Origin of the sequence: Photobacterium galatheae (assembly GCF_000695255.1) — a bacterium.
Lineage (GTDB): Bacteria > Pseudomonadota > Gammaproteobacteria > Enterobacterales > Vibrionaceae > Photobacterium > Photobacterium galatheae.
Genome location: NZ_JMIB01000004.1, coordinates 242599 through 266908, shown reverse-complemented (window position 1 = coordinate 266908; position 24310 = coordinate 242599). Strand labels below are relative to the sequence as shown.

Genomic DNA, 24310 nt, shown 5'->3' with positions numbered 1-24310 from the left:
CCATGCTGCCACTGGTCTACCATCCCGTCTACTCAGAGCTGGTCCTGCCGCCGAAACACCGATACCCCATCACCAAGTATCACCGGCTATACTTGCATCTCACTCAGGAGATGCGCATTCAGCACTGGGCCGATGTCCGTTTCTTCCAGCCGGAACCGGCCACCGCTGCGGAACTGAAAACCCTGCACCAGGCCGACTATATCGACCATCTGATTCACAATACATTGCCCGCAGCAAAGATGCGTCGTATTGGCTTTCCCTGGAGCCCGCAGCTGATTGAACGAACACTGACCTCAACCGCCGGCACCCGACTGACCGTTGATCTGGCTCACCAATATGGCATCAGCCTGCATCTGAGCGGAGGGTATCACCATGCCCACCACGACTTTGGCAGTGGTTTCTGTCTGGTCAATGATTTGGCTTTTGCAGCACGGCATGCGCTGACGCTACCCGGTATCGATAAAGTCATGATTGTAGACTGTGATGTTCATCAGGGCGACGGCACGGCGACGTTACTGGCCGATGACAGCAACATCATTACATTTTCTGTTCACTGTGATAAAAACTTTCCAGCCCGGAAACCCGATTCAGACATTGATCTGGCCCTGCCTCGTGATACAGGCACGGAAGACTATTTGTCTGCTTTCGGAGCCGTTCTGACGCTAGCTCTGGCCCAGCATCAACCTGATCTGGTGATATACGATGCCGGTGTTGATATTCATCAGGATGATGCGCTGGGCTACTTTCAGGTCACGACGGAAGGCATTTTTCGGCGGGATCAGCGGGTGATTCAGCAGTGTCACGATGCCGCTATCCCACTGGCTGCTGTTGTCGGTGGCGGCTATCGTGATGACCATCAACAGCTGGTTGATATCCATGCGCAGCTCTTTTTAGCCGCGCTGGCGGTTCATCAACCTCACCGTCAACCGACTCAACCCGGCACAATGTCCGATGTTCAGGAGATATGATGACAAAAAAACAAGAAAAACCGTCAAACCCCCCCTCGTCAGAACAACCTTCTCTTGCCGACGCGCCGAAAGAGGTTCAACTGGCTGTGGATCTGATTTATCTGCTTGAAACCCATGAGATTGAACCCGAAATAGCGCTGTCTGCCCTTGAGATCGTCAAAAATGACCTGCTGGCAAAGCTCAATCAACACAAGTAGCCAATACAAAAGTACTGATCAATCGCACCTCAAGCCGCTCTGAATGAGCGGCTTCGCTTCTCAGATGAGATCACAACCGGGTGCGCTAAGAACGAATAAACTTGTTGTAGATAAACAAAACGATAAATGCCCCAACGGTTGCCGTGATGATACTACCGATATTCACCCCGGTGACCGGCCCGAAGCCAATTAAACTGCCAACCCAGCCCCCGACAAACGCCCCGACGATCCCCAGCGCCATCGTGACGATTAAACCGCCCCCGTCTTTACCCGGCATCAGCCATTTCGCAAGCGCCCCAGCGATGAGGCCAAGAATAATCCAGGAAATAATGCCCATGTTTCGCTCCTCATAAGGTCATGACCTGTATCAAAAGAAGCTTAGCTGACTCTACGCAACCAGATGTATCGAAAATAATGCGACAACAAGATTCACCACCAGAAACATCACTGTGGATTGAGGCAGATGAAGATTGGAGGGATAACGGCCGAACTGGCAGCCTCAGGCGCAGAACCCGGAAACGGGTACAGAGACATAGGAACTCAATAGGGACAATGAAGCAGAAAATCACCGAACCAGCCGAAAAGTGCCGGTACGTTTCTTAAACACAGACTCAGACGGTTCAAAGCAAAAGCAGTTTCCGTCACCAATACAGTTTGGTCAGCAATACTGCTTGGTTACCATGATGACTGGCTCACCGGACTTAGTAACCATTTACAAGACGTAATCTGTTTGTCCGAATCTGAGTCTCAGAAGACAAATCAATCACTCGGCCTTCACGACCAACAGTCGCTCGCGTCGTGAAAGCCCCCAGCAGCGGCTCCACTTTCATCGGGCTACGGGATGCCGGAATCAAATCGATCAACCGGGAAAACTCTTCGAATCCCATGGGCTCAAGATGGTTTGGACGAATTTTCATGTTCATGCGGTCTTGTACTCCTTTCCCCGGCCGCCATCATCGCAACAAAATATGACAATAAAAAATCACGGTGTGACATTTATGTTAAACGTAAAATCCATGTCAAAAATTGACATAGACCTCAATAAAGTGGCCCTACCAGCGGAGTACTTGAACCTGCCTCACAAATACCAGATCAAGAAAACATCACAAAAATAGATACATCAAACGCATAACAACTTTATGCTTATGCGAATTTCACACCTATTTTTCTGCCTTAAGACTTTCTTAAGTTTCCCATTCTAAAGTGGTGATACACACCTTCAGAGGGAATATGCGATGGGCAATCACAACCATTCTAATAAGTTAACCTTGGTGCATATTGATAGAGATCATCCTTTTCGTGAAAAAACAGAACGTTATATCGCTTCCCGCTATGCCTCCGCGTTTCAGGCCCGTATCCATTCTTTCATGCCAGCTTTTCTGGCATTGATAGATGAGCACGAACAACTGTTATCGGTCTGCGGCTATCAAGCCGCTGATACCGGTCAATTATTTCTGGAACAATATCTGGATCAACCCGCGGAGCAACTGATGTCTGAGCGGTTTGGTCAGACGGTTGATCGTTCAGAACTGATTGAATTCGGACAACTGGCAGCCTTTTCGAAAGGTATGTCTTCCCTGCACTTCACCCTGATTGCCGAACATCTGGTCCAGAGTGGCTATCACTGGTGTGTTTTCACCGCAACCGGCCCACTTCAGGCCATGATGAGACGATTGGGACTGAACCCTGCCGTGCTGGCCGAAGCTTCCGCAGAACGGATACCCAATGCGGATACGATCTGGGGGACTTATTATCAGCAGCAACCCCGAATTTCCGGCGGGAGCCTGTCTTCAGGTTTAGCGGTTCTGAACCAGCGCCGTTTCCCCGTCCGACAGGCTTTCGGAGGTCAGGCATGAAAAATCATCTCATTGAACATCTGTTCCGTTTCGCCGAACTGAGACCTGAAACAGAGGCAATGCACGGATTCAACCCCCAAACAGGCGCGCCGATCACGCTCAGTTACAGTCAGCTTGCGAAAGAAGTGATTCAGGCTGCAAGTCAGTTAAACCAGCTCGAGGCAAACCATATTGCGCTGAAAGCTGACAATGGCATCCCATGGGCCATTGCAGATTTGGCGGCGATGGCAGCCAACAAAGTCCTGATTCCGGTTCCCGCTTTTTTCTCCGAGCAACAGGTTCAGCATATCTGCTCAGAAGCCAGTGTGGATACGCTTTGGGGACACTGGCCAGCGTACGAAGATACAGCCGGTACAACCATTGCTGGCCTGCCCGTTTATGCCTGTCCGAAGGTCACACAGCGCCGCACTGTTCCACCACAGACGTCGAAAATCACCTTTACCTCGGGTTCAACCGGACAGCCCAGAGGGGTATGCCTGAGTCAGGAACACCTGAACACCACCAGCCGGGTTCTGGCCGATCGTCTGTCAACCTGTGTCCACCCCAAAAAACATCTGGTGCTGTTACCTCTGGTGACACTGCTGGAAAATATCACCGGTCTTTACCTGCCCATTCTGATGGGCGCAACCACAGTCATCTTACCCGGTGAACAGGTCGGTCTGTCCGGTTCCAGTCAGTTTGATCCGGCACAATTTGCGCAAGCCCTGGCCTGCCACCGGCCTGAAAGTCTGGTGCTGACCCCGGCACTGCTGATGGCGCTTTGTCAGGTCGCCATCCAGCAGCCTGAAGTCGTCAATCCGCTGCAATATGTTGCGGTTGGCGGCGCTCGGGTCTCTCCGGCACTGCTTACACAGGCCAGAGCATTGGGCATCCCAGCTTATGAAGGCTATGGATTGTCAGAGTGCGGCTCCGTGGTCAGTCTCAATCTCCCCGGTGATGATAAACCGGGAAGTTGTGGCAAGCCGCTTCCCCATTGCCAGCTCAGCATCTCTGAATCTGGCGTTGTCCGGGTTCGTGGCAACGCCATGCTGGGCTACCTCGGGCAGCCGGCTTCCAACCAGGGCCTCGCTCTAAACCCCGATCAGGAAATTGACACCGGCGATCTGGGTCATCTGGACAACGACGGCTTCCTGCATATCACCGGCCGACGTAAAAATCTGCTGATTACGGCCTTCGGCCGCAATGTTTCTCCTGAGTGGATTGAATCCGAAGCTCAGGCCATCCCAGCGCTCATGGGAATGGTCGTGGTTGGCGATGCCCAGATACAGCTCACGGGTGTGCTGTTCAGCACGTCGCCGGAATGCCTGCCTGCGGCACTCCATTCACTGAATCAGCAACTCCCGGATTATGCCCGCATTGGCAATCTGATTGTGCTGGAAAAACCCTTATCAGCGTTTCCGGGACTCATGACTGCCAACGGTCGCCCCAAGCGAGATGTCATTCAGCAGTACATCATCCCGGCACTCACCCAAGCGCGGCCTGAAGCGAATGACAAAACGTCTCATCCCGCAACACCTGAAGTTTTCATTGCCGCGCATACCTCTGACGGCCTTACGCTCACGCCAATTCACCGTCAAGAGAACACCCAAATTTCACGAGGAGACAGCATGTATTCAGAATTTTTTCAAACTCTGGTTACCGCAACAGAAACGGCTCGCAATCGGATGGCTGATGCCCCAATTTTTGCTGCCTGCCAGCAGGGGGGGATTGATCTGGCAGGCTACACCGCTTTCCTGACTCAGGCTTACCACCACGTCAAACACACCATTCCGCTCCTGATGGCCTGTGGCGGTAAACTGGACGAGCGTTACGAATGGCTGCGTCAGGCCATCGGGCATTACATCGAAGAAGAGATGGGCCATCAGGTCTGGATCCTCAATGACATTAAAGCCTGTGGCGCTGATGCAGACGCCGTCCGGGAAAATCGCGATCAGGGTCGGGTCTGTGCCCCCATTGAACTGATGGTGGCTTACCTCTACCACCAGATTGACCGTCGTAATCCAATCGGTTTTTTCGGGATGGTCTGGGTGCTTGAAGGCACCAGCGTCAGCATTGGTGGCCAGATAGCGCAACAGGTGCAGCAGATTCTGAATCTGCCGGATCAGGCCATGACTTACCTGAAATCACACAGTGAGTTGGATCAGGAACACATCAAAACCTTTGAGCAACTGATGAATCAAATCACAGATCCTGTTGATCAACAGGCCATTATTGAGAGTGCCAACATGGTCTATAACCTTTATGGCCAGATGCTGGCAACACTGCCACTGCCAGAACAATCATCCCCAAAAGCACACTGACAAAGAGTACGGATTGAATAAGGAATACATGATGGATATCAACGAGAAGTATCTGGTCCTCACCGGTGCCTGCGGGGGGATTGGCTCAGAGATCGCCAGCGTGCTGGCACATGCTGGGGCAAATCTGATTCTGGTGGGCCGAAATCTGAGTAAGCTCAAAGCATTACAGCTGGCTCTGCCCCGTGAAACCGCACACAAAACGCTGGTTGCGGATCTGAATACAGACGCTGGCATCCAGTCGGTTCATGACCGCTGCCAGCAATGGAAAACCGAAGGATTAGTCATACACGGCCTGATCAATAACGCGGGGAGTAACCAGTTTTCCCGGCTGAATCAGCGGGATGCCGCCAGTATCAGCGAAGAAATCCATCTGAATCTGACGGTGCCGATTCTTCTGAGCCAACAGGCGATCCAATGGCTGGCCCGCCCGGGTCTGATCCTGAACGTTGGCTCAACTTTTTCAGCCATCGGCTACCCCGGCTATACCACCTACTGTGCCGGAAAAGCCGGACTCCATCGTTTTAGTGAAGCGCTAGACCGTGAACTGGATGGAACAGGCATCCGCGTGTTGTATCTGGCCCCCCGCGCCACAGACACCGCGCTGAACTCCACCACTGTCAATGAACTGAACCAGCATCTGGGCAATCAGGTCGACCCTCCCAAATGGGTTGCCGAACAGCTCTTACTCAGCCTGCAACAGGAAACCCCGGTTCGCTGGCTGGGCTGGCCGGAAAAACTCTGGGTCCGGGTCAACCAGATCCTGCCCTCTGCGGTTGCCGGTGCAATCCGCAAACAAAGTGCCACCATTCGCCAGTTTCTTACCAAAGCTGAAGTGCATTCATCTCCGGAGGTTCTATGAAAAAGCCATCTTTTAATATCGTTCAACCCCTGCTGGTCATGGCTTGTGTGGCCGGTGCGTCACTCAGCAGTGTTGCCCATGCCGATGCGTTAAACGAGATTCAGCAAGCGTGGGCAAAATGTCAGTACGACACCTTCAACAAAGACAACAAAGTACATTGCCTGAACAATGTCATCGCCCAGACAAACACAGCCTTGCAACAATCTCCGGGTCGGGCCGATCTGAAAGTCTGGCTGGCGATTAATAAAAGCAGTCTGGCCGGTGCCAAAGGCGGCTTGGGCGCATTGCCACTGGTGAAAGAAGCAAAATCATTGCTTGAAGACGTGATCAAAACCGATCCAAAAACCCTGGATGGATCTGCCTATACCAGTTTGGGGACGTTATACTACCAAGTGCCAGGGTGGCCAATTGGCTTCGGTGACGATGACAAAGCCGAAGAAATGCTGAAGAAAGCACTGGCGATCAACCCGGATGGCATCGATCCAAATTACTTTTACGGGGATTTTCTGGCACAGGATGGCCGACGTGACGACGCAATGGTCTACCTCAAACGCGCCAGCCATGCCAAACCACGGCCGGGACGAAAACTGGCCGATGCCGGTCGTCAGCGTGAAATCCAGCAGAAACTGAAGGAGCTGCAATAGTCAATGCGCATCTTATTGATCGAAGATGATGTCATGCTGGGTGAGTCCATGGTGGCCTCACTCAGCCGTCGTGGCTATACCGTCGACTGGCTCCAGCGTGGTCAGGGGGTTGAGCTGGCACTGAAAACCGAAGATTTCCTGGCCGTCATTCTCGATCTGACACTGCCCGATATTGATGGCCTTCAGGTGCTACGCCATATCCGCCGTGCGGGCCATCAGGTGCCGGTCATGATCCTCACCGCCCGGGATGGCATTGACGACCGCGTCAAAGGGCTCGATGGCGGCGCCGATGATTATCTGGTCAAGCCTTTTGCGCTTGAAGAATTACTGGCCCGGCTGCGGGTGATGATCCGTCGGCTGTCCGGCAGCACAGAAACAGAAATTCAACTGGGCGAGCTGACTTTGTCTCTGGACAATAACGCAGTCAGTTTTCAGGGAAAACCCGTGAAACTCACTCGCAATGAATTTAAAATTCTCAGCACATTAGTGGCACAGGCTGGACGGGTCATGAGTAAAGACAGACTTCAACAGGCACTGCATGGCTGGGATGACAGTGCCAGTGACAATGCCATTGAAGTCCATATTCATAACCTGCGGAAAAAGCTCGGCAGCTCACTGATTAAAAATATCCGAGGCGTAGGGTACATCATTGAGAATCGCTGAAATCCGCCCCATGCTGTCGCTAAAAAAACGGCTGATCACCATGACAGTGACAGCCGCAACTGTACTGATCGCCATTTCCTGGAGCCTGATCTTTGCTGAATCCAAGCATGAGATTGACGAGATCTTTGATGCACGGCTGGGCCAGTCAGCAAAATTGCTCGCCCTCAGTGCCCCCCAGCTTCTAAAAATGCCGCCCAATCAGCTCGAACAGTTTTATGAGCAATGGTATCAGGGGATCACGAATCACGCTGGACGCGATGATGATGATCCAACCCCTTACGGGCATCCCTATGAACAAAAACTGATGTTTCAGCTACTCAGTGCTGACGGCAAGGTGATGCTTCGCTCCCCCGCTGCACCGCCGACTCCGCTTTCCGCCCCGGATAAAATTGGCTATCACCCGCTCTCGTTTGATGATCAGCGCTGGCGTAGTTTCCAGATCCGCCTGCCTTTGACTGAACAGAATCAGGAAGCCGCTTTTCTGATCGTGGCAGAGAAGGAAGCCATTCGGGATGAACTCATTGATGAGATCGCTTTCTCAACCGGCGTTCCACAGTTATTACTCATCCCTTGCCTGGCACTGGCCATTATTCTGCTGGTCAACTACATCATGCAGCCGGTCGGCGAACTGCAACAGGCCCTGTCACGACGCACAATCAATAAACTGCATGCAATTCAGGTTTCTCAGCCAACAATTGAACTCAAACCCTTGATTGATCAGTTGAATTATCTGCTGTCTGAACTGGATAAAGCCTGGATCAGAGAAAAACGTTTTACCCACACCGCTGCCCATGAACTGAAAACACCCTTAGCAGTGCTCCGGTTAAATGCTGAAAACGCGCTGGCCAGTGATAACCCGCAAGATCTGCAAAACGACTTAACCCATATTCTCAAAGGCATTGAGCGGACCGACCGTCTGATTCAGCAATTGCTGATGCTCGCCCGGGTGGAAGGTGTCAATACATTCTCATTCAGTGAAACCGACCTGATGGCCTGCCTGCGCGACGTGATTGGTTCTCTGGTGCCACTGGCATTAAAGCAAGATCAGAACCTGTCTCTGGATGGCCCTGATTCACTCATCATGGACGCAAACGGTATTCTGATGGCCTGTTTATTCAGTAACTTAATTGACAACGCCATCCGCTATGCCGGAAGCAACGCCGACATCAATATCTCTGTCAGCCTGTCATCGGATGATTGGGTGGCAATCCGGGTTTGTGATACAGGTCAGCCCATTCCGGATGCGATTCGGGAGCGGATTTTCGAAAAATTTTTCCGGGCCAATACCGAACGAGGCGATGGGGCCGGACTGGGGATGTCGATTATCCGCGATATTGCAGCGCTTCATGGTGGCGATATTGTGCTTGAACGTCTTCAAGCTGATCCCAGGAACTGTTTTCTGGTTACACTCCCCGTTCACCACACAAGCACATCATCATACGCACACAAACAATAGTTATCTAACTTTCCTTCCGTATCTAACGTATCTCAAGACAGCTAAAAATCGTCTATTTATAAAACAAATAGAAGGAAATCGACTCATAATAAAGCATTCGGTTCTGACAAACAGTCAAATAAATCCCTTATCACTTTGAAAGACCTGCCATAATTGTTTAGAGTACAAATGTTTATCTGTAATTATTTCTTTGCAGAGGAAGATTCATTTTGAAGGACTCACATTATTTATGACTGTCAAACTTGAAGTAAAAAACCTTTACAAGGTGTTTGGCAGCGCTCCGGAAAGGGCGTTCCCACTGCTGGAAAAGGGATTCAATAAAGACGCCATCTTTGAAGAAACCGGTCTGACCGTGGGTGTCAAAGATGCCACCCTGACGATTCAGGAAGGCGAAATTTTCGTCATCATGGGCCTCTCCGGTTCAGGGAAGTCGACGCTGGTCCGGCTGCTCAACCGCCTGATAGAACCTACCCGTGGGCAAGTGTTGCTGGATGGCAAAGACATTGCCAAAATTTCTGAAGATGAGTTACGCACCGTCAGAAGAAACAACATCAGCATGGTCTTTCAGTCGTTTGCACTGATGCCACATATGACCGTGATTGACAATACCGCCTTTGGACTGGAACTGGCCGGTGTCGATAAAGACACCCGCTATGATACAGCGCTGAAAGCACTGGCACGTGTCGGTCTCGATGCCTATGCCGCTTCTTATCCGGACGAGTTGTCTGGCGGGATGAAGCAACGGGTTGGTTTGGCCAGAGCACTGGCCAATGACCCGGACATCCTTTTGATGGATGAAGCATTTTCCGCGCTGGACCCACTGATCCGAACCGAAATGCAGGACGAGCTGATCCGGCTGCAAAGTGACGATAAACGCACCGTCGTGTTCATTTCCCACGATTTGGATGAAGCCATGCGCATCGGGGATCGCATTGCCATCATGCAAAACGGTGAGGTCGTTCAAATCGGGACGCCGGATGAAATCCTCCACCACCCGGCCAATGACTATGTTCGCTCTTTCTTCAAAGGCGTCGATGTCACCAACGTATACACCGCCAAAGATATTGCCCGCAAACAGCAGGTGACCGTGATCAAAAAAGGAGAAACTGACGGCCCGCGCGCCGCACTGCAACTGCTCAACGATCAGGATCGCGAATTTGGCATCGTTGTTGACCGCCGCAACCTGTACATCGGGATTGTCTCTATTGAATCTTTACAAAGTGCCACCAAAGCCAACCACCCGCTGACACAGGCACTGCTCAGTGACACGGTGACCTTCTTACCCAACACGCCGGTCGGTGAGCTGATCGGTCATGTTGCCAGCCTGCCTTATGGGGTACCCGTGGTCGATGAGCAGCAGAACTACCATGGCATTATCACCAAAGCACGCCTGCTTCAGACACTAGACCGGGAGGCCTGACATGAGCCAGGAAACACAAACCACATCATCGGCACCAGGCACAGAAACGGTGCCGGAACAGCCACCGGTACAGGATCCCTGGTCCGGAGCAGCAGACACCGCCAATACTGATCCGTGGGGCAATGCTGCCGGTTCGACGCCAAATTCGGGTTCCGACTGGCTGAATGAAGCCGCATCAACCCCGGCTGACACGAGTATCGACTGGATGCACCCGTTTCAGGATGCGTTGATTCCATTTGACCACTGGGTTGAAGAGGGGATCAACTGGCTGGTCGCTAACTTCCGCCCTGCCTTTCAGGCCATCAGTGTGCCTATTGATTACATTCTTACGGCCTTTCAAACCTCACTGCAATCAACACCTGCACTCCTGATGATTTTCCTGATCATGATTCTGGCCTGGCAGATCGCAGGGCCGCGCATGGGGGTCGCATCGTTGATCTCGCTGCTTCTGATTGGCGCAATCGGTGCCTGGGATCAGGCGATGGTCACTTTGGCCCTGGTTCTGACGTCCGTCTTTTTCTGCCTGCTGATTGGGCTGCCCACCGGGATCTGGCTGGCACGCAGCGAAAAAGCTGCCAAAGTTATCCGGCCTGTGCTGGATGCCATGCAGACAACGCCAGCCTTTGTGTATCTGGTGCCGATTGTCATGCTCTTTGGGATCGGGAACGTCCCCGGTGTTGTGGTGACCATCATCTTTGCCTTGCCCCCGATCATCCGGCTGACAATTCTGGGGATCCGGCAGGTTCCGGAAGAACTCATTGAGGCTGCACATTCCTTTGGCGCGAATCCGAAGCAGATGCTCTATAAAGTTCAGTTGCCACTGGCCATGCCAACCATTATGGCTGGCGTCAACCAGACACTGATGCTCGCCCTGTCCATGGTGGTGATTGCTTCGATGATCGCCGTCGGTGGTCTGGGCCAGATGGTCCTGCGGGGGATCGGTCGTCTGGACATGGGGCTGGCCGCCATTGGTGGTCTGGGGATCGTTATTCTGGCAATCCTGCTGGACCGTTTAACTCAGGCCATGGGGGCTTCAGAGCGTGGCAAAGCCTATCGTCACTGGTATGAACACGGCCCGATTGGTTTTGTTTATCGTCGGTTCAAAAAAGACGAAACCCCACAACTGACGACCCATTCACAATCTTAAGGAGACAACAATGACAACAACGTGGAAGTCACTCTCACTCTCAGCGGCACTGCTTGCCAGTACCACGACATGGACCGCAACCGCAGCGGAGCAGCCCGGTCAGGGCGTGACCGTCCAGCCCGTGCAAAGCACCGTGGCGGAAGAAACCTTTCAGACCCTGATCGTCAATAAAGCTTTAGAAGCACTGGGATACAATGTGCTGCCCACCAAAGAGGTCGACTATAACGTTGGCTATACCTCGATTGCGAATGGGGACGCCACCTTTCTGGCAGTGAACTGGTCACCACTGCACAAAGATAAATACGTCAAATCCGGCGGTGATACGAAATTTTACCGCCATGGCGATTATATTACCGGTGCTGCTCAGGGTTATCTGATCGACAAAAAGACGGCAGAAAAATATGGCATCACCAATATCAGTCAGCTGAAAGATCCGAAACTGGCCAAACTCTTTGATGCGAACGGAAACGGCAAAGCCGATTTAACCGGCTGTAACCCGGGCTGGGGCTGTGAAGGTGTGATTGAACATCAGTTGGATGTCTACGGCCTGCGTGACACAGTCACCCACAATCAGGGGAACTATGCTGCCATTATCGCCGATACCATTTCCCGTTACCGGAGCGGTTCGCCGATTCTTTACTACACCTGGACGCCCTACTGGGTGAGTGGTGTCCTGGTTCCGGGACGTGATGTGGTCTGGCTGGAAGTACCATTCTCAGCCCTACCGGGTGAGCGGAAAGATGTGGACACGACCCTGCCGAACGGCAAAAACTATGGTTTTGAAATGAACAGCATGCGGATCGTGGCGAACAAAAAATTTGCGCAAGACAACCCGGCCGCCGCAAAACTGTTTGAAATCATGAAGCTGGATATTAATGATGTCAGTGCCCAAAATATGCGGATGAGTCAGGGCCAGAATTCCCAGCAGGACATCGAAAATCATGCCAACGGCTGGATTAAGTCTCATCAGAAACTGTTTAATCAGTGGATAACACAAGCGAAACAAGCCGCTGACGATGCATCCTAAACACTGGATGACGCAATGTATCTGAAATGCAATCGAACAGGTCAGCCATTGGCTGGCCTGTCGCATCTGAACTGAATCTTAAAGTCAAAAACCTTACAACTGCCAAGTTTATTTTTTCGCTATACTCTTGGGAGCACAGTTCAGACTTTAAGGTAACTCTATGTTTTTAGATTATTTTGCATTAGGACTGCTGATCTTTGTCGCCTTGGTGATGTTTTATGGCATCATCGCAATTCACGACATTCCCTATGAGATTGCCAAAGAACGGGAACATCCCCATCAGGATGCCATCCACTACGCCGGGTGGGTGAGTTTATTCACATTACATGCCCTGTGGCCCTTTTTATGGATATGGGCCACCTTGTGGAGAAAAGATCGAGGCTGGGGATTTCAGCAAATTCAAAATGAACAGGTGCTGCTGCAATCACAAATCACCAAAATGGAAACACAGATTCAACTGCTGCAAACCGAACTGACCGCACTCAAACAACACGCTCCCCCCCAGCAGCCAATGAACCCTGCGAGTCAAAACAAAAACAATGACGAGGGCAATCAATAATGGAAACCCTGCTGGTTCTCTCTTACGCTGCCATCTGTATTTTTATCTTTAAAGTCTTTCGCATCCCGCTGAATAAATGGACCGTCCCGACAGCCGTGCTTGGCGGTATTTTTCTGGTGGGTGCGCTGGTGCTGTTCATGAACTACAACCATCCACACACCAGCCTGGGCGGTGAATACTATGTTTCAACCCCCATCATGCCGAATGTCCGGGGGAAAGTGATTGAGGTGCCGGTCACACCAAATTCACCGTTAAAACAAGGCGATGTGCTGTTTAAAATTGACCCGACGCCTTTTCAGGCTGAAGTGAGCCGGCTGGAAGCACAGCTGGAAGAAACGAAGCAGAATGTGCTGGGACTTGAAGCCGCTTACAAAGCCGCGATGTCAACCCGAGTGAAAGCTCAGGCAGAACGAGATCGCACCTATCAGCAATACCGACGCTATGCGACCGGTTATAAACGTGGTGCTTTCACGAAAGCCGATGTCGATAACCGCGAGCAGTTTTACCGAAGCGCTGAAGCCTCGCTCGATGCCGCTGAGGCTGAAGAACGACGCGCCAAACTGGTCTACGAATCGAATATCAATGGGCAGAATACCAGCATTGCCCAGATTGAAGCTCAGTTGGTGAAAGCCCGGTTCGATTTGGATGCCACTGTCGTCCGAGCGCCAACCCATGGTTTTGTGACTCAGGTGTTGCTCCGGCCGGGCATGATGGCTGTTCCGCTCCCACTGCGTCCAGTCATGACCTTTATCAATACCGATGATGAGTTCATTATCGGGGCATTTCGTCAGAATTCGCTGTTACGCCTTCAGCCCGGCTTTGAAGCCGATGTCATTTTCCGGGCTATTCCGGGAAGAACATTTAAAGCTGAGGTCGTTGAGGTGCTTCCGGCCATTGGTGAAGGTCAGGCTCAGGCACAGGGTGTCCTATATGGGACAGATATCCTGATGCGTCAGGGGCGACCACTGGTCAGGTTCAAAATGATCGATGACATCAGCGAGTACAAGCTACCTTTAGGCGCGAATATGGAAATAGCGGTCTATTCCGATCATGCCCACCATCTGGCAGTGATGCGTAAAATCCTCATACGGATGAAAAGCTGGCAAAACTACCTGTATCTGGATCATTAAAAGGTTGAAGAAATATGCCCGCAGAGATTCGCGGGCGTAGATAGGCATAGGCAAATCTAGACAGGCATAGATAACACTGTTGTTTTAGTCACGCATTCCATCTGCCAGCCGGACCTGCCGCTGGGTCAACAGCTGGCGCACGCAATCGAGTATTAAACACGCCACGGCGCACCAGATCGCAAGATAAGTGATCCACTCTCCGCCCTGTATCCGTTCCCCCAGCAAGAGTGACACAATCACCAACAATACCGGTTCGACATAACTCAGCAGTCCGAACAGACTGAAACTCAGTAAACGGCTGGCGACAATATAACTGCCAACCGCCAACGCACTCAGTACACCCAGCCCGATCACCAAGACAATCAATTGTGAATGCTGCATCAATACGTTCAGACTGTCGTGCTGAATAAAAAGCCACCAGATCACCGGGGGTAACATCAAGGCCATATCGAACCACAGGCCACCCAGGCTGTCTGTGCCCATTTTTCGCCGCAACATGAAATAGGCCGGATAGCCAATCGCAACTACCCAGGTTTCCCAGTACAACCCACCCGATAGCCAAAGCTTATTCGCAACGCCTACCCCCGCAAGAAGTACCGCAACTTGCTGCAACCGACTCAGCCGATCTTGATAGACCAGACGGCCCAACACCACCATCACCAGTGGCATCATAAAATAGCCCAGAGAAACCGGCAGAGCCCGACCATTCACCGGCGCCCACAAAAAGAGCCAGAATTGCAGCCCTAACAGGCCAGCCGACAAAGGAATCCCCAGCCAAAGCAGCGGACGTTTACGAATCTGTCCCGCAATGTCTGTGACCTGCCCCCAGGCATGACTGCTCAGTAAGAAGAGGGTCAGAAAAGGCAGCGTCAGCAATAATCGCCAACTGAAAATCGCTTCTCCATCCAATGGATGAAGCAAGGTTGCATAAAAATACATCCCGCCAAACAGACAAGACGACAAGACTGATAAAAAAACACCTTTCCCCACACCCACTCCTGCATACCGCATCTACACGGCCTTGCGACCACTGAACGGCATCATATCAGCATGTTGCCTTCATTTGCGATCTCAGCAGTCGGCACTCGTCAGTCCAGCGTTTTCTTAAACCGCCAGGATGCCACCAGCAGCCCCAGCAAGGTAAAACCAAACAACCACAAAGCATCTTTCCAGAGAACAGCCAAATCTGCCCCTCTCAGCACAACCCCCCGGATCATGCGCATAAAATGCGTCGCCGGCAGCACCTCCGCAATCCACTGAGCCACAACCGGCATGCCTTCATAGGGAAACATAAACCCGGACAACAAAATGGAAGGCAACAGGATAAAGACCGTCATCTGCATCGCCTGAAGTTGCGTCTGCGCAATAGTCGAAATCACAAGCCCCAATGTCAGGCTGGCGGAGATAAACAACAGGGTTCCGAACAGGATCTGACTCAGCGGACCATTGATTGGCACCTCAAAAATAAAATGGCCCAATCCAAGAATAATCCCCACCTGAATCAAGCCAATGAAGATATAAGGCGCGATTTTCGCCAGCATCAGTTCCAGCGAGTGCACCGGGGTTGTGATCAGCAATTCCAGGTTCCCTCGTTCCCGTTCACGAACAATGGCTGCCGACGTGAAGAGAATCATTGTCATCGTCAGGATCACCCCCAGCAAACCGGGCACAATATTCACCGCCGTCCGGCGTTCCGGGTTGAAATACAGTGCGACTTCAAAGGTGGGCGTCATCACGCTGGATTGCTGCGCTTTATAATCTCCCACCAGATTCTGAACCGGCATATTCTGAAGCTGCAACAGTGCAGAGCTGACCATGGTATCGGAGCCATCAACCAGCCACTGCCCTGCTTCCCGGTGCTGTGCCAGTCGCTGATCCAGATCCCGGGGCAAAACCAGCACACCCCGGACTTTTCCCGCGGTAATCGCCTGCTCACCCTCATGAGGCGTCGCGTAAGCATCCACCACGGTCACCACCTGAGTTGCCTTGACCGCCTCAAGAATGATCCGCCCATACTGAGACTGACTTTGATCCACCACAGCAACCGGAATGTTGCGCACATCGGTATTGATTGCAAAACCAAACAGCAGCAACTGAATCAGCGGAATCATCACCACCATGCCGAAGGTGATCCGATCACGGGAAAGCTGGCGAAACTCCTTCACCAGAATCGCTTTCATCCGAATCAAACTGGCCACGACATTCATGGGCGAGGCTTCCCTGTGCTGGTGACAAACACATCTTCCAGACTTGGGCGAACGACGGTCAGCTCAGCCTGCTCCAGTACCGGCATCTGTTGCTTCAGCCAGGTCACCGGATCAGTTTCTTCGGCCCGAACCAGGACACGCAGCCGAATGCCCAGCTGTGCGGCCGACACAACCTCAGGTAACAAGAGCAAATGTTCTTTCATCTGACGCAGCCCCGACGCCTTAATTTCTACCACACTGACGCCCATCTGCTCCATGAGCTGATTGGGTGGGCCATCCGCTTTGATCTCACCCGCTTCCATAATGGCCAGTCCGTGGCAACGCTCGGCTTCATCCATGTAGTGTGTCGTCACAAGAATCGTGGTGCCCAGATCAGACAAATCGAACAACTGCTCCCAAAAGTCTCGCCTCGACTGGGGATCAACTGCCGATGTCGGCTCATCTAAAAATAATAAATCCGGCTGATGCATCACTGCGGCCGCCAGTGCCAGACGCTGTTTCTGGCCCCCGCTCATACTGCCAACCCGTTGCTTCAATAACCGGTTTAAATTGTAGGTCTCTGCGAGTTCCGCAACTCTGGGTTTGAGTGCACGAGACGGCAGACCATAAATCTGGCCAATGAACTGCAGGTTTTCTGCAACCGACAAGTCTTCATACAATGAAAACTTCTGCGTCATATAACCAATCTTCATCCGGAGCGCTTCTGCCTGCTCCGGAATACGCAGCCCCAGCACATTAATGTCCCCTTCACTCGGGCTCAGCAGGCCAGTCAGCATCCTCAGCGTGGTTGATTTCCCACATCCGTTTGGCCCCAGAAAACCATAAATACTGCCTTTGGGCACTTCAAGGTTCAGCTGATTCACTGCGGTAAAATCGCCGAACCGCCGCGTCAGCCCGGTTGCACAGATCGCAAGTTCACTCAATAGACATCTCCACCTGAACAGGTACTCCGGACGGCAGGGAGCGGGCTTCATCCGGCAAATCGAACTCCGCCAGATACACCAGCCGCGCTCTGTCATCTTCATTCAGCGCGTAATACGGTGTAAACGCCGGTTCTGTGGCTATCCAGCGTAATTTGCCTTCAAAGGGTTGTGAAACACCATCAACATGGACAGCGGCTTGTTTGCCGGGCAGCATCGCCACACGATAAGGCTCCGGGACATAGACTCTGGCATAAGGGCGGGTATTGGCCTGAATCACGGCAATAACTGCATTCATCGGTACTCGTTCACCCCGGTTATAGGGCAAGCTATCGACAATCCCGTCTCGGGTTGCGACCACCGTTAAGTCGCTCAGGATACGCTGCTGCAACGCCACATTGGCCTTTGCTGCTTCCAGTTCTGCCTGAGCCTGCTGAATATCCTCAGGGCGCTCCCCCCGGGTCAGCTTGGTCAGGTTTTCACGGGCAGCCGTCACGGCGGCTCTCGCCGCATCCCGCTCTGCCCGGGCGTTATCCCGCTCTGCCACACTAATCAGTTTCTGCCTGACCAGCCGTTCACGGCGTACATAAGTTTTTTCGGCATCGACCAGCCGGGCTTCCGCCTGCTCCAGACCGGCTTTGGCTGCTGCAATATCTTCCACCCGCTCCCCATTGGTCAGTCTCAGCAGATAAGCCTCCGCTTTTGCCTGCTGCGCCTTGGTCTGTGCCAGCACTGCAATTTGACGTGTTGTGTCGAGTTCGACCAGCACTTCCCCGGCTTTCACGGGCTGACCTTCTTCTACGGGCATCGAGCGGATGATTTCAGTCGCGGTGGCGGTCAGAGTAATCCGGTCACGCTCCAGTGTGCCCAAAGCCTGCGACGTGGATGATCGATCACACCCAAAAAGCAGCAGGACAATCAACACAACAACGCCCCAATTCCCGACAATTTTCATCAATAGGCCACTCCATGACAGAACATTGCTGAAATCCTAACCAACAGTGACAGAATTTCAATGTGTTAGCGCAAGTATGGCGTATATTCTTACCGGATGCTGCCCAACGCCCGTGAAATATAATCCGGCCCGGACATCAAGCGATCTCGGCATCAACCCGATCCCGGTCCAGAACTGGGTCCGAACTCAGTACAGAACAGGTTCCTCCACTTGTACTGCCACTGAAAGCCATTAGAATGAAGCAGCAATAGCTCCATCATCCATAATATTTTTCTCTATTCATCAAGGGAGTACCATGTCTCTGTTGGGATATCTGCGCTGGATCGCCTTTTCTCTGTTTCTTTTCTCCAGCACAACCACCTTCGCCGCAACCATGACAGACAGCCTTGGAAACTGCATCACTCTGAACACACCGCCCCAACGGATTGTGACACTGGAGTATGCTTTTGCAGATGCACTGGCTGCCATCGGGATCAGCCCTGTGGGGATCGCCGATGACAATGACCCGCTCAACCTGCATCCGGCTGTCGTTTCACGTATCACCGGGTGGGTTTCTGTCGGTGACCGTGCCAACCCGGATCTGAGCCGGATTGCGGCCCTGAAACCTGATGTCATCATTGCGGACATCACCCGCCATCAAGCCATTTATCCAGCACTGAGTGCCATTGCACCAACGGCACTGCTGCCTTCACGCGGCGAAACCTATGCAGAAAATCTGGCGGTTGCAGAAAAAATAGGCATGCTGGTTGATCAACCCGACTTAATGACAGCCCGTTTGCAGCAACACGCCCTCTATATGCGGGACATTGAAAAGCAACTCAGCCCGGTTCAGGGTCAGCAGGCGCTGTTTGCGGTTGCTCTGGAAAATGGCGTCTATGCCTATTCAGGCTCAGCCTATCCGGGGGGAGTACTGAAAGCCATTGGCCTCAGGGTGCCAGAGCAAATCGGTCAGGATGACCGGGCACTGCGCCAACTGACGCTGGAAGAAATGAGTACGATCAACCCGGATATTCTGCTTTCAGGCACGATTGAGCCAGATAACGTCCTGCTGCAATGGCAGCAACAACCGGTCTGGCCAACCCTGCAAGCCATCAAAAACGAGCAGTTTTATCAGGTAGATGGCAAATACTGGGCGCATTGTCGGGGCATACTCGCCTCTGAAGCCATGGCAGATGCACTGCGGAAAACACTGCCGCAATTCACGCGTCCGGCTACAGAGATCCAAACCTCGGCGATCCCCTGAAACTGCCCGGGCGTCCCCTTGCATCGGCATGCCTGTCCGATGTGAACGCCATTTTTCACGTAAGGTCGTTCAGAACGCATCGCGCGCCAGTCTGGAGAATTCACCAGACTGGCGCGCTGTTTTTTTTGCTGCGCGGAAACATCTCTCCGGTGTCAATTCAGCAAGTTACACAAATCACCACTATCATTCCTTTGAGCCTTGGTTCACAAACACAACGAACGAATCATGATTCATGAACTGAACATGTTCAAAACGCAGTGTCATGAAGGACATCATTCAACATCAGCAAAGGACAGCGCATGAAATCAAAGAGAACGATAGCCCTGACAATCACGGTGAGCATCGTGGCGCTTGTGGGTGCTGGTTACGGAATCTTGTGGGCGAACTTGCCTCAGTTAGACGGCCAGATCTTCGTTCAGGGGCCAGAACATCCGACTCATCTCAATCGTGACGCACTGGGAACCGCCGTCATCCATGCCACCAACCGTAAAGATGCTGCGTTTGCGCTGGGGTACGCCCATGGACAGGACCGTTTTTTCCAGATGGATATACTCCGGCGGAATGCAGCCGGTGAACTGGCGGAACTCTTTGGCGAAGATGCGTTAGCACTTGATCAAAAACATCGCTTTCATCAGTTTCGCAAACGCGCACAACTTGCCCTGAATCAATTATCGGATGATCATCGACAACTGCTTGAACGATATGCTCAAGGCGTCAATGCCGCGTTGAATGCTCAGAAAATCAAGAGCTTTGAATATCTGCTGAGCGGCACAGTCCCAGCCCGCTGGAAACCGGAAGACAGCTTTTTGGTGATCTATTCCATGTATCTGGATTTGCAAGCCAGTACTGTCGAACGCGAACAGGTTCTGGAGCGCCTGAGGCAGGCTTTCGGGCCGCAAATGACGGCCTTTGTCACGCAGACAGATCCGCTTCAGGCCGCGCTGGACAACTCACATCTGCCGCTGACGCAAGTCGATATTCCACCGCTGGCGGTGCCGACCTCTTCACTTGCGGCCTATCAGCCGATTGGGGAGCCCAAAGTCTTCGGAAGCAATAACTGGGCGGTGACCGGGCAACTGACCACCTCCGGGCATGCCATGATTTCGAATGACATGCACCTTGGCTTAAATGTGCCTGTTATTTGGTATCGCGCTCAGCTGAATTATTCGTTTCAAGGGCAGAACATCCAAGTCACAGGAGTCAGCTTGCCGGGAACCCCGACCATCGTGGTCGGCTCTAATGGCCGGGTCGCCTGGGGCTTTACCAACGGCTATATTGATACCGCAGATTGGATATCGCTGGATGAGCAGACAGAAGTCGTGCCGGTCGTAGAGCGCCTGAAAACTCCAGCCAGCGAAGTTGATTTTCCTATCGAATTATCCCCCGAAGGCCCGGTGACCCGCATTGGCTCATCACGCTATGCTCTATCCTGGGTTGCCCATCAGCCCTATGCAGTCAATCTTGAGCTGATGGCGCTCGAAACCGCATCCAGCGTGGCGGAGGGATTGGCGTCAACCCAATCGGCGGGATTACCCGTTCAGAACATGCTGATCACAGACAGCCAGGGGAATGCGGCATGGCGTTTAACCGGGGCGATTCCGGCCCGGGATGACCCGCAACAATATTCTGTCCCTGCCTCAGCATATCCTGCGACCTTATGGCAGCATCGTGCTGAACAAGTCCCTGTGGTTGAAAACCCGGCGCACCACCGGCTCTGGAGCGCCAACAGCCGGGTTGTAAGTGCCCTGGATGATGCCCGATTTGGCAATGGAGGTTATGCCATTGCCAGCCGCGCCGTTCAGATCCGTGACAACCTGATGGCCAGACAGCAATTTGATGAATCAGACTTTTTTCAGATGCAGCTCGATAATCAAGCACACTTTATGGCTCGGTGGCAGGCGCTGCTGTTATCTCAACTGGCATTACACCCGCAACGCTTTCAGGAAGACATCAGCTATTTAAAACAATGGCAGGGATGTGCCTGTGCTGAATCTGTCGGCTATACACTCACCCGGACCTTCAGAGACCGCTTGTTCGATACCGTTTTTGCACCGATTCAGCAAATATTGTCAGCCGATGACCTGAGTCTGAAACCCTTAAAAGACAACCTTGAGCCGGCCATCTGGCAACTACTGAAAGCGCAACCAACTTCCTGGCTGCCGGCTGGAGAAAAAGACTGGGACAGCCTGCTCATCAATGTCTATGTCGATTCAAGAGAAGCCCTGTTCAAACGATTCAGTCCGGACCGAAAACTGGCTGATCTCAACTGGGGGACGGTCAACACCTTAGCCATCCAGCACCCGTTTACAAAAAAGATGCCGCAACTGGGTTGGCTGCTGAACATGCCAGAAGTGAAGGGATTTGGCGGACTGTACGAACCTGCCGTGCAAACCCGGGCGTTTGGGGCATCTGAGCGCTTTGTGGTACAGCCCGGACGGGAAGAAGATGGCATCTTAACTATCCCGGGCGGACAATCGGCCAATCCAGTTTCACCTTTCTTCCGGGCCGGTTTTGACGATTATGCCTCCCATCGGAAAACGCCTTTATTACCCGGTGAGATACAATACCGATTGACGCTCATCCCGCGTTAAATCATCACCGGCTGATTCTTCAGCCATGCGAGAGGTTGCCACAACAACTTCTCGCTGGTGCTGGCTTTTTACCTGTTCTTACCTGTATTGACGTTTGTTGAGCTGCCGCATTCGTGAAAACACACGCACTGGTGTCTTGTCTAAACATCTAAACTCAACTGACGTATTTTATAATCGTCCTTGTATCACCCATCGGGTTTCCGAGTGGATTTTAACAAATGCCAATCCAGATAGGATGAACAGAATAAAAAATAAACAAACTTATTTCGCTTCAGAATAAAACAGGTTGTTTTCTAAATGCGATATCAATGCGTCACGCAGATATCTGCACACCAATAAAGTTGAAAACAGTTCTGACGATTCCCAATGTATCCTCTGATACATGAACTTCTGTTCTACATCGATATCCCTAAATAAATTATGCTTATTTTCGAACTTAAAGATATTCGATAACACTAAATTAAGTAAGACTTATGATATTTGTCATCATGGATAATGAATAATCATCACGCAACCACTGTTGTAATAAAACCAACATACGGCTGTTGATTCTCAGATTGAATCAATTGATGAATAATCATTCAAAAATACGATTCTACAGTCAGACCAAGCAATAAAAATTAGCAAACCCTAAAACAATAGCCCTTGAAATACAGGGGTGATACAGAATAATGGGAATCATAAATCCATAAAAATCATCACGATAAGATAAAACCCTCTATTCTAAAGGTGTCTTTATTTTCTCTCGAACCACGGAGGCATCCTGATAAAGCATGCGCCATTACATTCAATTTGAATCACATAGAACATATTGACCTTATATACGAAACAATAGATATAAAGAAATTAAACGCAATCGATGTAATTCGATTGTAAATTTATTTACAACAATATTTATCAATAAATAACATCAAGAATAATTCGATTAAAAAAATACAAATTTGGATAGACTTTAAACAAGTGTTTTGATAGCTTTGAAACTGTCAGGAAACAAGAATAAAAATTGTTGTTTCGTATCGGCGAATGATGAACAAGTCGATTGCTTCCTCATGACTCGTTCCCGACACATTGACAAAAGAGTTCAGAAATATTTCTGCCTGTCACTTCGTTTTCCGAATGAAGCGTAATCGTGTCGATGGTTGGAAATTAGCGAACACTTTGTATATTTCACTGGTTTTCAACCATCAGGGATATTTTCAGGGGAACTCAAGATTACCTTTTCAAACCATTATATAAGGAAATCTTAAATGACTAAGACGAAACGATTAGCTCTTGCTGCATTACCACTTTTAGGAATCTCGTCTTTTGCGCAAGCTTCGCTCTATGGTGACTGCATTGCCTCTGGCGACCCACTTGTTGATGCCAAGTTTGGTGGTTCCTACACCAAAGATGTCGATGATTCTTCAAAGGATCTGGCATCTTCAACCCTTAAAGGCTTCCTGTATGTTCAAGGTCGTCAAAGCTGTCTGCGTGTTGAAGGCTTAGCCGGAATTGACGGACACCTGCTGGACAACGACATCCAGGTCGCTTCTGTCAAAGCGGGCGCAACCGCCACGACAGATGCGCAATTTGGCGTTGACGGTCACGTCAATGTGATGGGTACAGATATCATTTCTCAGGAATACACCATGTCTTCAGAAGAAGGCAGCACCCTGAAAAAAGATTTGCCTATCCTGCCAATCCCTGACCTGGGTCTGTATGCCGGTATCCCACTGGGTCCAGTCATTCTGGATGTCGGTGTTGGCGTCAGAACCAAGCTGAATGTGGGTCTGGAAGCGGGTTATGAAAACCTGGCGCTGACGGCGAAAGCTGTGCCGAATGCGGATGTGACTGGTTTCACTGAAGCCTCAGCACGGATTCTGCTGAACAAGATCTCTCTGGGTGGTGAAGTCTCTATCATCAAAGACGATCTGGCCTTTGAAGCCTATGGCCGCTGGGAAGCCGAGCAGAACGGATTCGGGTTTGGCTATGGTATTACCAACACCGCAAATCTGGCTGGTGGTAACATCTACGGCTCTGTGAACGACAAGTACAAATTGACGATCTATGAGTGGCAAGGCTACACCTTCGAGCATACGCTGGCAGAAGGTAGCACCTTCCTGCCCGTGAAATAATCTCGGGTGATATCCATCTCCCCGTACCTCAGGTACGGGGAGCATTTCTGCGTC

The 24310-nt window shown here is 51.5% G+C and carries 22 protein-coding genes and 1 pseudogene; 17 read left to right on the top strand and 6 right to left on the bottom strand.

Annotated features, from left to right (window positions below):
• Positions 1 to 2 precede the first annotated feature (2 nt).
• Both EA58_RS02945 and rsmS read left to right on the top strand, forming a co-directional pair.
• On the top strand, positions 3 to 968 hold the full coding sequence (locus EA58_RS02945; protein ID WP_051641864.1) for a histone deacetylase family protein: 966 nt from the start codon (positions 3 to 5) through the stop codon (positions 966 to 968).
• The gene (gene rsmS, locus EA58_RS02940) at positions 968 to 1165 is read left to right on the top strand and encodes a pleiotropic regulatory protein RsmS (protein ID WP_036748747.1); all 198 of its coding nucleotides are present in this window, start codon (positions 968 to 970) and stop codon (positions 1163 to 1165) included. Before EA58_RS02945 ends, rsmS begins: the two co-directional genes overlap by 1 nt.
• A gap of 85 nt (positions 1166 to 1250) precedes the next feature.
• Here rsmS and EA58_RS02935 read toward each other — a convergent pair whose 3' ends face one another.
• Both EA58_RS02935 and EA58_RS02930 read right to left on the bottom strand, forming a co-directional pair.
• The gene (locus EA58_RS02935; RefSeq protein ID WP_036748745.1) at positions 1251 to 1502 is read right to left on the bottom strand and encodes a GlsB/YeaQ/YmgE family stress response membrane protein; all 252 of its coding nucleotides are present in this window, start codon (positions 1500 to 1502) and stop codon (positions 1251 to 1253) included.
• A gap of 364 nt (positions 1503 to 1866) precedes the next feature.
• Complete coding sequence (locus tag EA58_RS02930; protein WP_036748744.1) at positions 1867 to 2088, bottom strand: hypothetical protein; 222 nt, start codon at positions 2086 to 2088, stop codon at positions 1867 to 1869.
• A 312-nt stretch (positions 2089 to 2400) separates the two neighbouring features.
• Here EA58_RS02930 and EA58_RS02925 point away from each other — a divergent pair, with 312 nt between their 5' ends.
• The 12 genes and pseudogenes from EA58_RS02925 (at position 2401) to EA58_RS02875 (ending at position 14226) form a co-directional block, all read left to right on the top strand.
• Positions 2401 to 3021 (top strand): thermostable hemolysin, encoded by a 621-nt coding sequence (locus EA58_RS02925; protein ID WP_036748743.1) that lies wholly within the window; start codon positions 2401 to 2403, stop codon positions 3019 to 3021.
• A pseudogene (locus tag EA58_RS21950) lies at positions 3018 to 4001 on the top strand (AMP-binding protein); the annotation flags it as partial. The gene EA58_RS02925 and the pseudogene EA58_RS21950, both read left to right, overlap by 4 nt.
• 627 nt (positions 4002 to 4628) lie before the next feature.
• On the top strand, positions 4629 to 5321 hold the full coding sequence (locus tag EA58_RS21945) for a TenA family transcriptional regulator (protein ID WP_235199542.1): 693 nt from the start codon (positions 4629 to 4631) through the stop codon (positions 5319 to 5321).
• 31 nt (positions 5322 to 5352) lie between these two features.
• Positions 5353 to 6180, top strand: a complete 828-nt coding sequence (locus EA58_RS02915; RefSeq protein WP_036748738.1) for an SDR family oxidoreductase — start codon at positions 5353 to 5355, stop codon at positions 6178 to 6180.
• Positions 6177 to 6824, top strand: coding sequence for a tetratricopeptide repeat protein (locus EA58_RS02910; RefSeq protein WP_412177932.1), 648 nt, complete (start codon positions 6177 to 6179; stop codon positions 6822 to 6824). Before EA58_RS02915 ends, EA58_RS02910 begins: the two co-directional genes overlap by 4 nt.
• A 3-nt stretch (positions 6825 to 6827) precedes the next feature.
• Positions 6828 to 7487: a response regulator gene (locus tag EA58_RS02905; RefSeq protein ID WP_036748735.1), complete on the top strand. Its 660-nt coding sequence runs from the start codon at positions 6828 to 6830 to the stop codon at positions 7485 to 7487.
• Positions 7474 to 8943, top strand: coding sequence for a sensor histidine kinase (locus EA58_RS02900; RefSeq protein WP_235199537.1), 1470 nt, complete (start codon positions 7474 to 7476; stop codon positions 8941 to 8943). The genes EA58_RS02905 and EA58_RS02900 overlap by 14 nt, the downstream gene beginning before the upstream one ends.
• A 229-nt stretch (positions 8944 to 9172) precedes the next feature.
• Positions 9173 to 10363 (top strand): glycine betaine/L-proline ABC transporter ATP-binding protein ProV, encoded by a 1191-nt coding sequence (gene proV, locus EA58_RS02895; protein WP_036748733.1) that lies wholly within the window; start codon positions 9173 to 9175, stop codon positions 10361 to 10363.
• Position 10364: 1 nt separating this feature from the next.
• Entirely contained in the window at positions 10365 to 11510 is a 1146-nt protein-coding gene (proW, locus tag EA58_RS02890; RefSeq protein ID WP_081819534.1) for a glycine betaine/L-proline ABC transporter permease ProW, read from the top strand.
• A 10-nt stretch (positions 11511 to 11520) separates the two neighbouring features.
• A complete protein-coding gene (gene proX, locus EA58_RS02885; RefSeq protein ID WP_036748730.1) occupies positions 11521 to 12537 on the top strand; it encodes a glycine betaine/L-proline ABC transporter substrate-binding protein ProX in 1017 nt (338 codons plus the stop codon).
• A 160-nt stretch (positions 12538 to 12697) separates the two neighbouring features.
• The gene (locus EA58_RS02880) at positions 12698 to 13096 is read left to right on the top strand and encodes a DUF3302 domain-containing protein (RefSeq protein ID WP_036748728.1); all 399 of its coding nucleotides are present in this window, start codon (positions 12698 to 12700) and stop codon (positions 13094 to 13096) included.
• On the top strand, positions 13096 to 14226 hold the full coding sequence (locus EA58_RS02875) for an HlyD family secretion protein (RefSeq protein ID WP_036748726.1): 1131 nt from the start codon (positions 13096 to 13098) through the stop codon (positions 14224 to 14226). Before EA58_RS02880 ends, EA58_RS02875 begins: the two co-directional genes overlap by 1 nt.
• Before the next feature lie 84 nt (positions 14227 to 14310).
• Here EA58_RS02875 and rarD read toward each other — a convergent pair whose 3' ends face one another.
• The 4 genes from rarD to EA58_RS02855 form a co-directional block, all read right to left on the bottom strand.
• Positions 14311 to 15237: an EamA family transporter RarD gene (rarD, locus tag EA58_RS02870; RefSeq protein ID WP_200872146.1), complete on the bottom strand. Its 927-nt coding sequence runs from the start codon at positions 15235 to 15237 to the stop codon at positions 14311 to 14313.
• A 77-nt stretch (positions 15238 to 15314) separates the two neighbouring features.
• Entirely contained in the window at positions 15315 to 16424 is a 1110-nt protein-coding gene (locus tag EA58_RS02865) for an ABC transporter permease (RefSeq protein WP_327078514.1), read from the bottom strand.
• Positions 16425 to 16429: 5 nt separating this feature from the next.
• Positions 16430 to 17356: an ABC transporter ATP-binding protein gene (locus tag EA58_RS02860; protein ID WP_036748717.1), complete on the bottom strand. Its 927-nt coding sequence runs from the start codon at positions 17354 to 17356 to the stop codon at positions 16430 to 16432.
• Positions 17349 to 18308, bottom strand: a complete 960-nt coding sequence (locus tag EA58_RS02855; RefSeq protein ID WP_036748715.1) for an HlyD family secretion protein — start codon at positions 18306 to 18308, stop codon at positions 17349 to 17351. The genes EA58_RS02860 and EA58_RS02855 overlap by 8 nt, the downstream gene beginning before the upstream one ends.
• 295 nt (positions 18309 to 18603) lie before the next feature.
• On the opposite strand from EA58_RS02855, the gene EA58_RS02850 reads away from it, so the two are divergent.
• From EA58_RS02850 to EA58_RS02840, 3 genes are all read left to right on the top strand, one after another.
• Entirely contained in the window at positions 18604 to 19551 is a 948-nt protein-coding gene (locus EA58_RS02850) for an ABC transporter substrate-binding protein (protein WP_051641863.1), read from the top strand.
• A 299-nt stretch (positions 19552 to 19850) separates the two neighbouring features.
• Positions 19851 to 22142 carry a penicillin acylase family protein gene (locus EA58_RS02845; RefSeq protein ID WP_036748714.1) on the top strand — a complete coding sequence of 764 codons (2292 nt, stop codon included), beginning with the start codon at positions 19851 to 19853 and terminating at the stop codon, positions 22140 to 22142.
• A gap of 1247 nt (positions 22143 to 23389) precedes the next feature.
• Positions 23390 to 24256, top strand: coding sequence for a hypothetical protein (locus EA58_RS02840; protein WP_036748712.1), 867 nt, complete (start codon positions 23390 to 23392; stop codon positions 24254 to 24256).
• Positions 24257 to 24310 lie beyond the last annotated feature (54 nt).

Excerpts from the sequence above, each read along its gene's own strand:
- rsmS (WP_036748747.1), top strand. The coding sequence starts at position 968 with ATGACAAAAAAACAAGAAAAACCGTCAAACCCCCCCTCGTCAGAACAA.
- EA58_RS02935 (WP_036748745.1), bottom strand. The coding sequence starts at position 1,502 with ATGGGCATTATTTCCTGGATTATTCTTGGCCTCATCGCTGGGGCGCTT.
- EA58_RS02905 (WP_036748735.1), top strand. The coding sequence starts at position 6,828 with ATGCGCATCTTATTGATCGAAGATGATGTCATGCTGGGTGAGTCCATG.
- proV (WP_036748733.1), top strand. The coding sequence starts at position 9,173 with ATGACTGTCAAACTTGAAGTAAAAAACCTTTACAAGGTGTTTGGCAGC.
- proX (WP_036748730.1), top strand. The coding sequence starts at position 11,521 with ATGACAACAACGTGGAAGTCACTCTCACTCTCAGCGGCACTGCTTGCC.
- EA58_RS02930 (WP_036748744.1), bottom strand. The coding sequence starts at position 2,088 with ATGAACATGAAAATTCGTCCAAACCATCTTGAGCCCATGGGATTCGAA.
- EA58_RS02910 (WP_412177932.1), top strand. The coding sequence starts at position 6,177 with ATGAAAAAGCCATCTTTTAATATCGTTCAACCCCTGCTGGTCATGGCT.
- EA58_RS02840 (WP_036748712.1), top strand. The coding sequence starts at position 23,390 with ATGACTAAGACGAAACGATTAGCTCTTGCTGCATTACCACTTTTAGGA.
- EA58_RS02915 (WP_036748738.1), top strand. The coding sequence starts at position 5,353 with ATGGATATCAACGAGAAGTATCTGGTCCTCACCGGTGCCTGCGGGGGG.
- EA58_RS02855 (WP_036748715.1), bottom strand. The coding sequence starts at position 18,308 with ATGAAAATTGTCGGGAATTGGGGCGTTGTTGTGTTGATTGTCCTGCTG.
- EA58_RS02880 (WP_036748728.1), top strand. The coding sequence starts at position 12,698 with ATGTTTTTAGATTATTTTGCATTAGGACTGCTGATCTTTGTCGCCTTG.
- EA58_RS02850 (WP_051641863.1), top strand. The coding sequence starts at position 18,604 with ATGTCTCTGTTGGGATATCTGCGCTGGATCGCCTTTTCTCTGTTTCTT.
- EA58_RS02875 (WP_036748726.1), top strand. The coding sequence starts at position 13,096 with ATGGAAACCCTGCTGGTTCTCTCTTACGCTGCCATCTGTATTTTTATC.
- EA58_RS21945 (WP_235199542.1), top strand. The coding sequence starts at position 4,629 with ATGTATTCAGAATTTTTTCAAACTCTGGTTACCGCAACAGAAACGGCT.
- EA58_RS02925 (WP_036748743.1), top strand. The coding sequence starts at position 2,401 with ATGGGCAATCACAACCATTCTAATAAGTTAACCTTGGTGCATATTGAT.
- rarD (WP_200872146.1), bottom strand. The coding sequence starts at position 15,237 with ATGCGGTATGCAGGAGTGGGTGTGGGGAAAGGTGTTTTTTTATCAGTC.
- EA58_RS02845 (WP_036748714.1), top strand. The coding sequence starts at position 19,851 with ATGAAATCAAAGAGAACGATAGCCCTGACAATCACGGTGAGCATCGTG.
- proW (WP_081819534.1), top strand. The coding sequence starts at position 10,365 with ATGAGCCAGGAAACACAAACCACATCATCGGCACCAGGCACAGAAACG.
- EA58_RS02945 (WP_051641864.1), top strand. The coding sequence starts at position 3 with ATGCTGCCACTGGTCTACCATCCCGTCTACTCAGAGCTGGTCCTGCCG.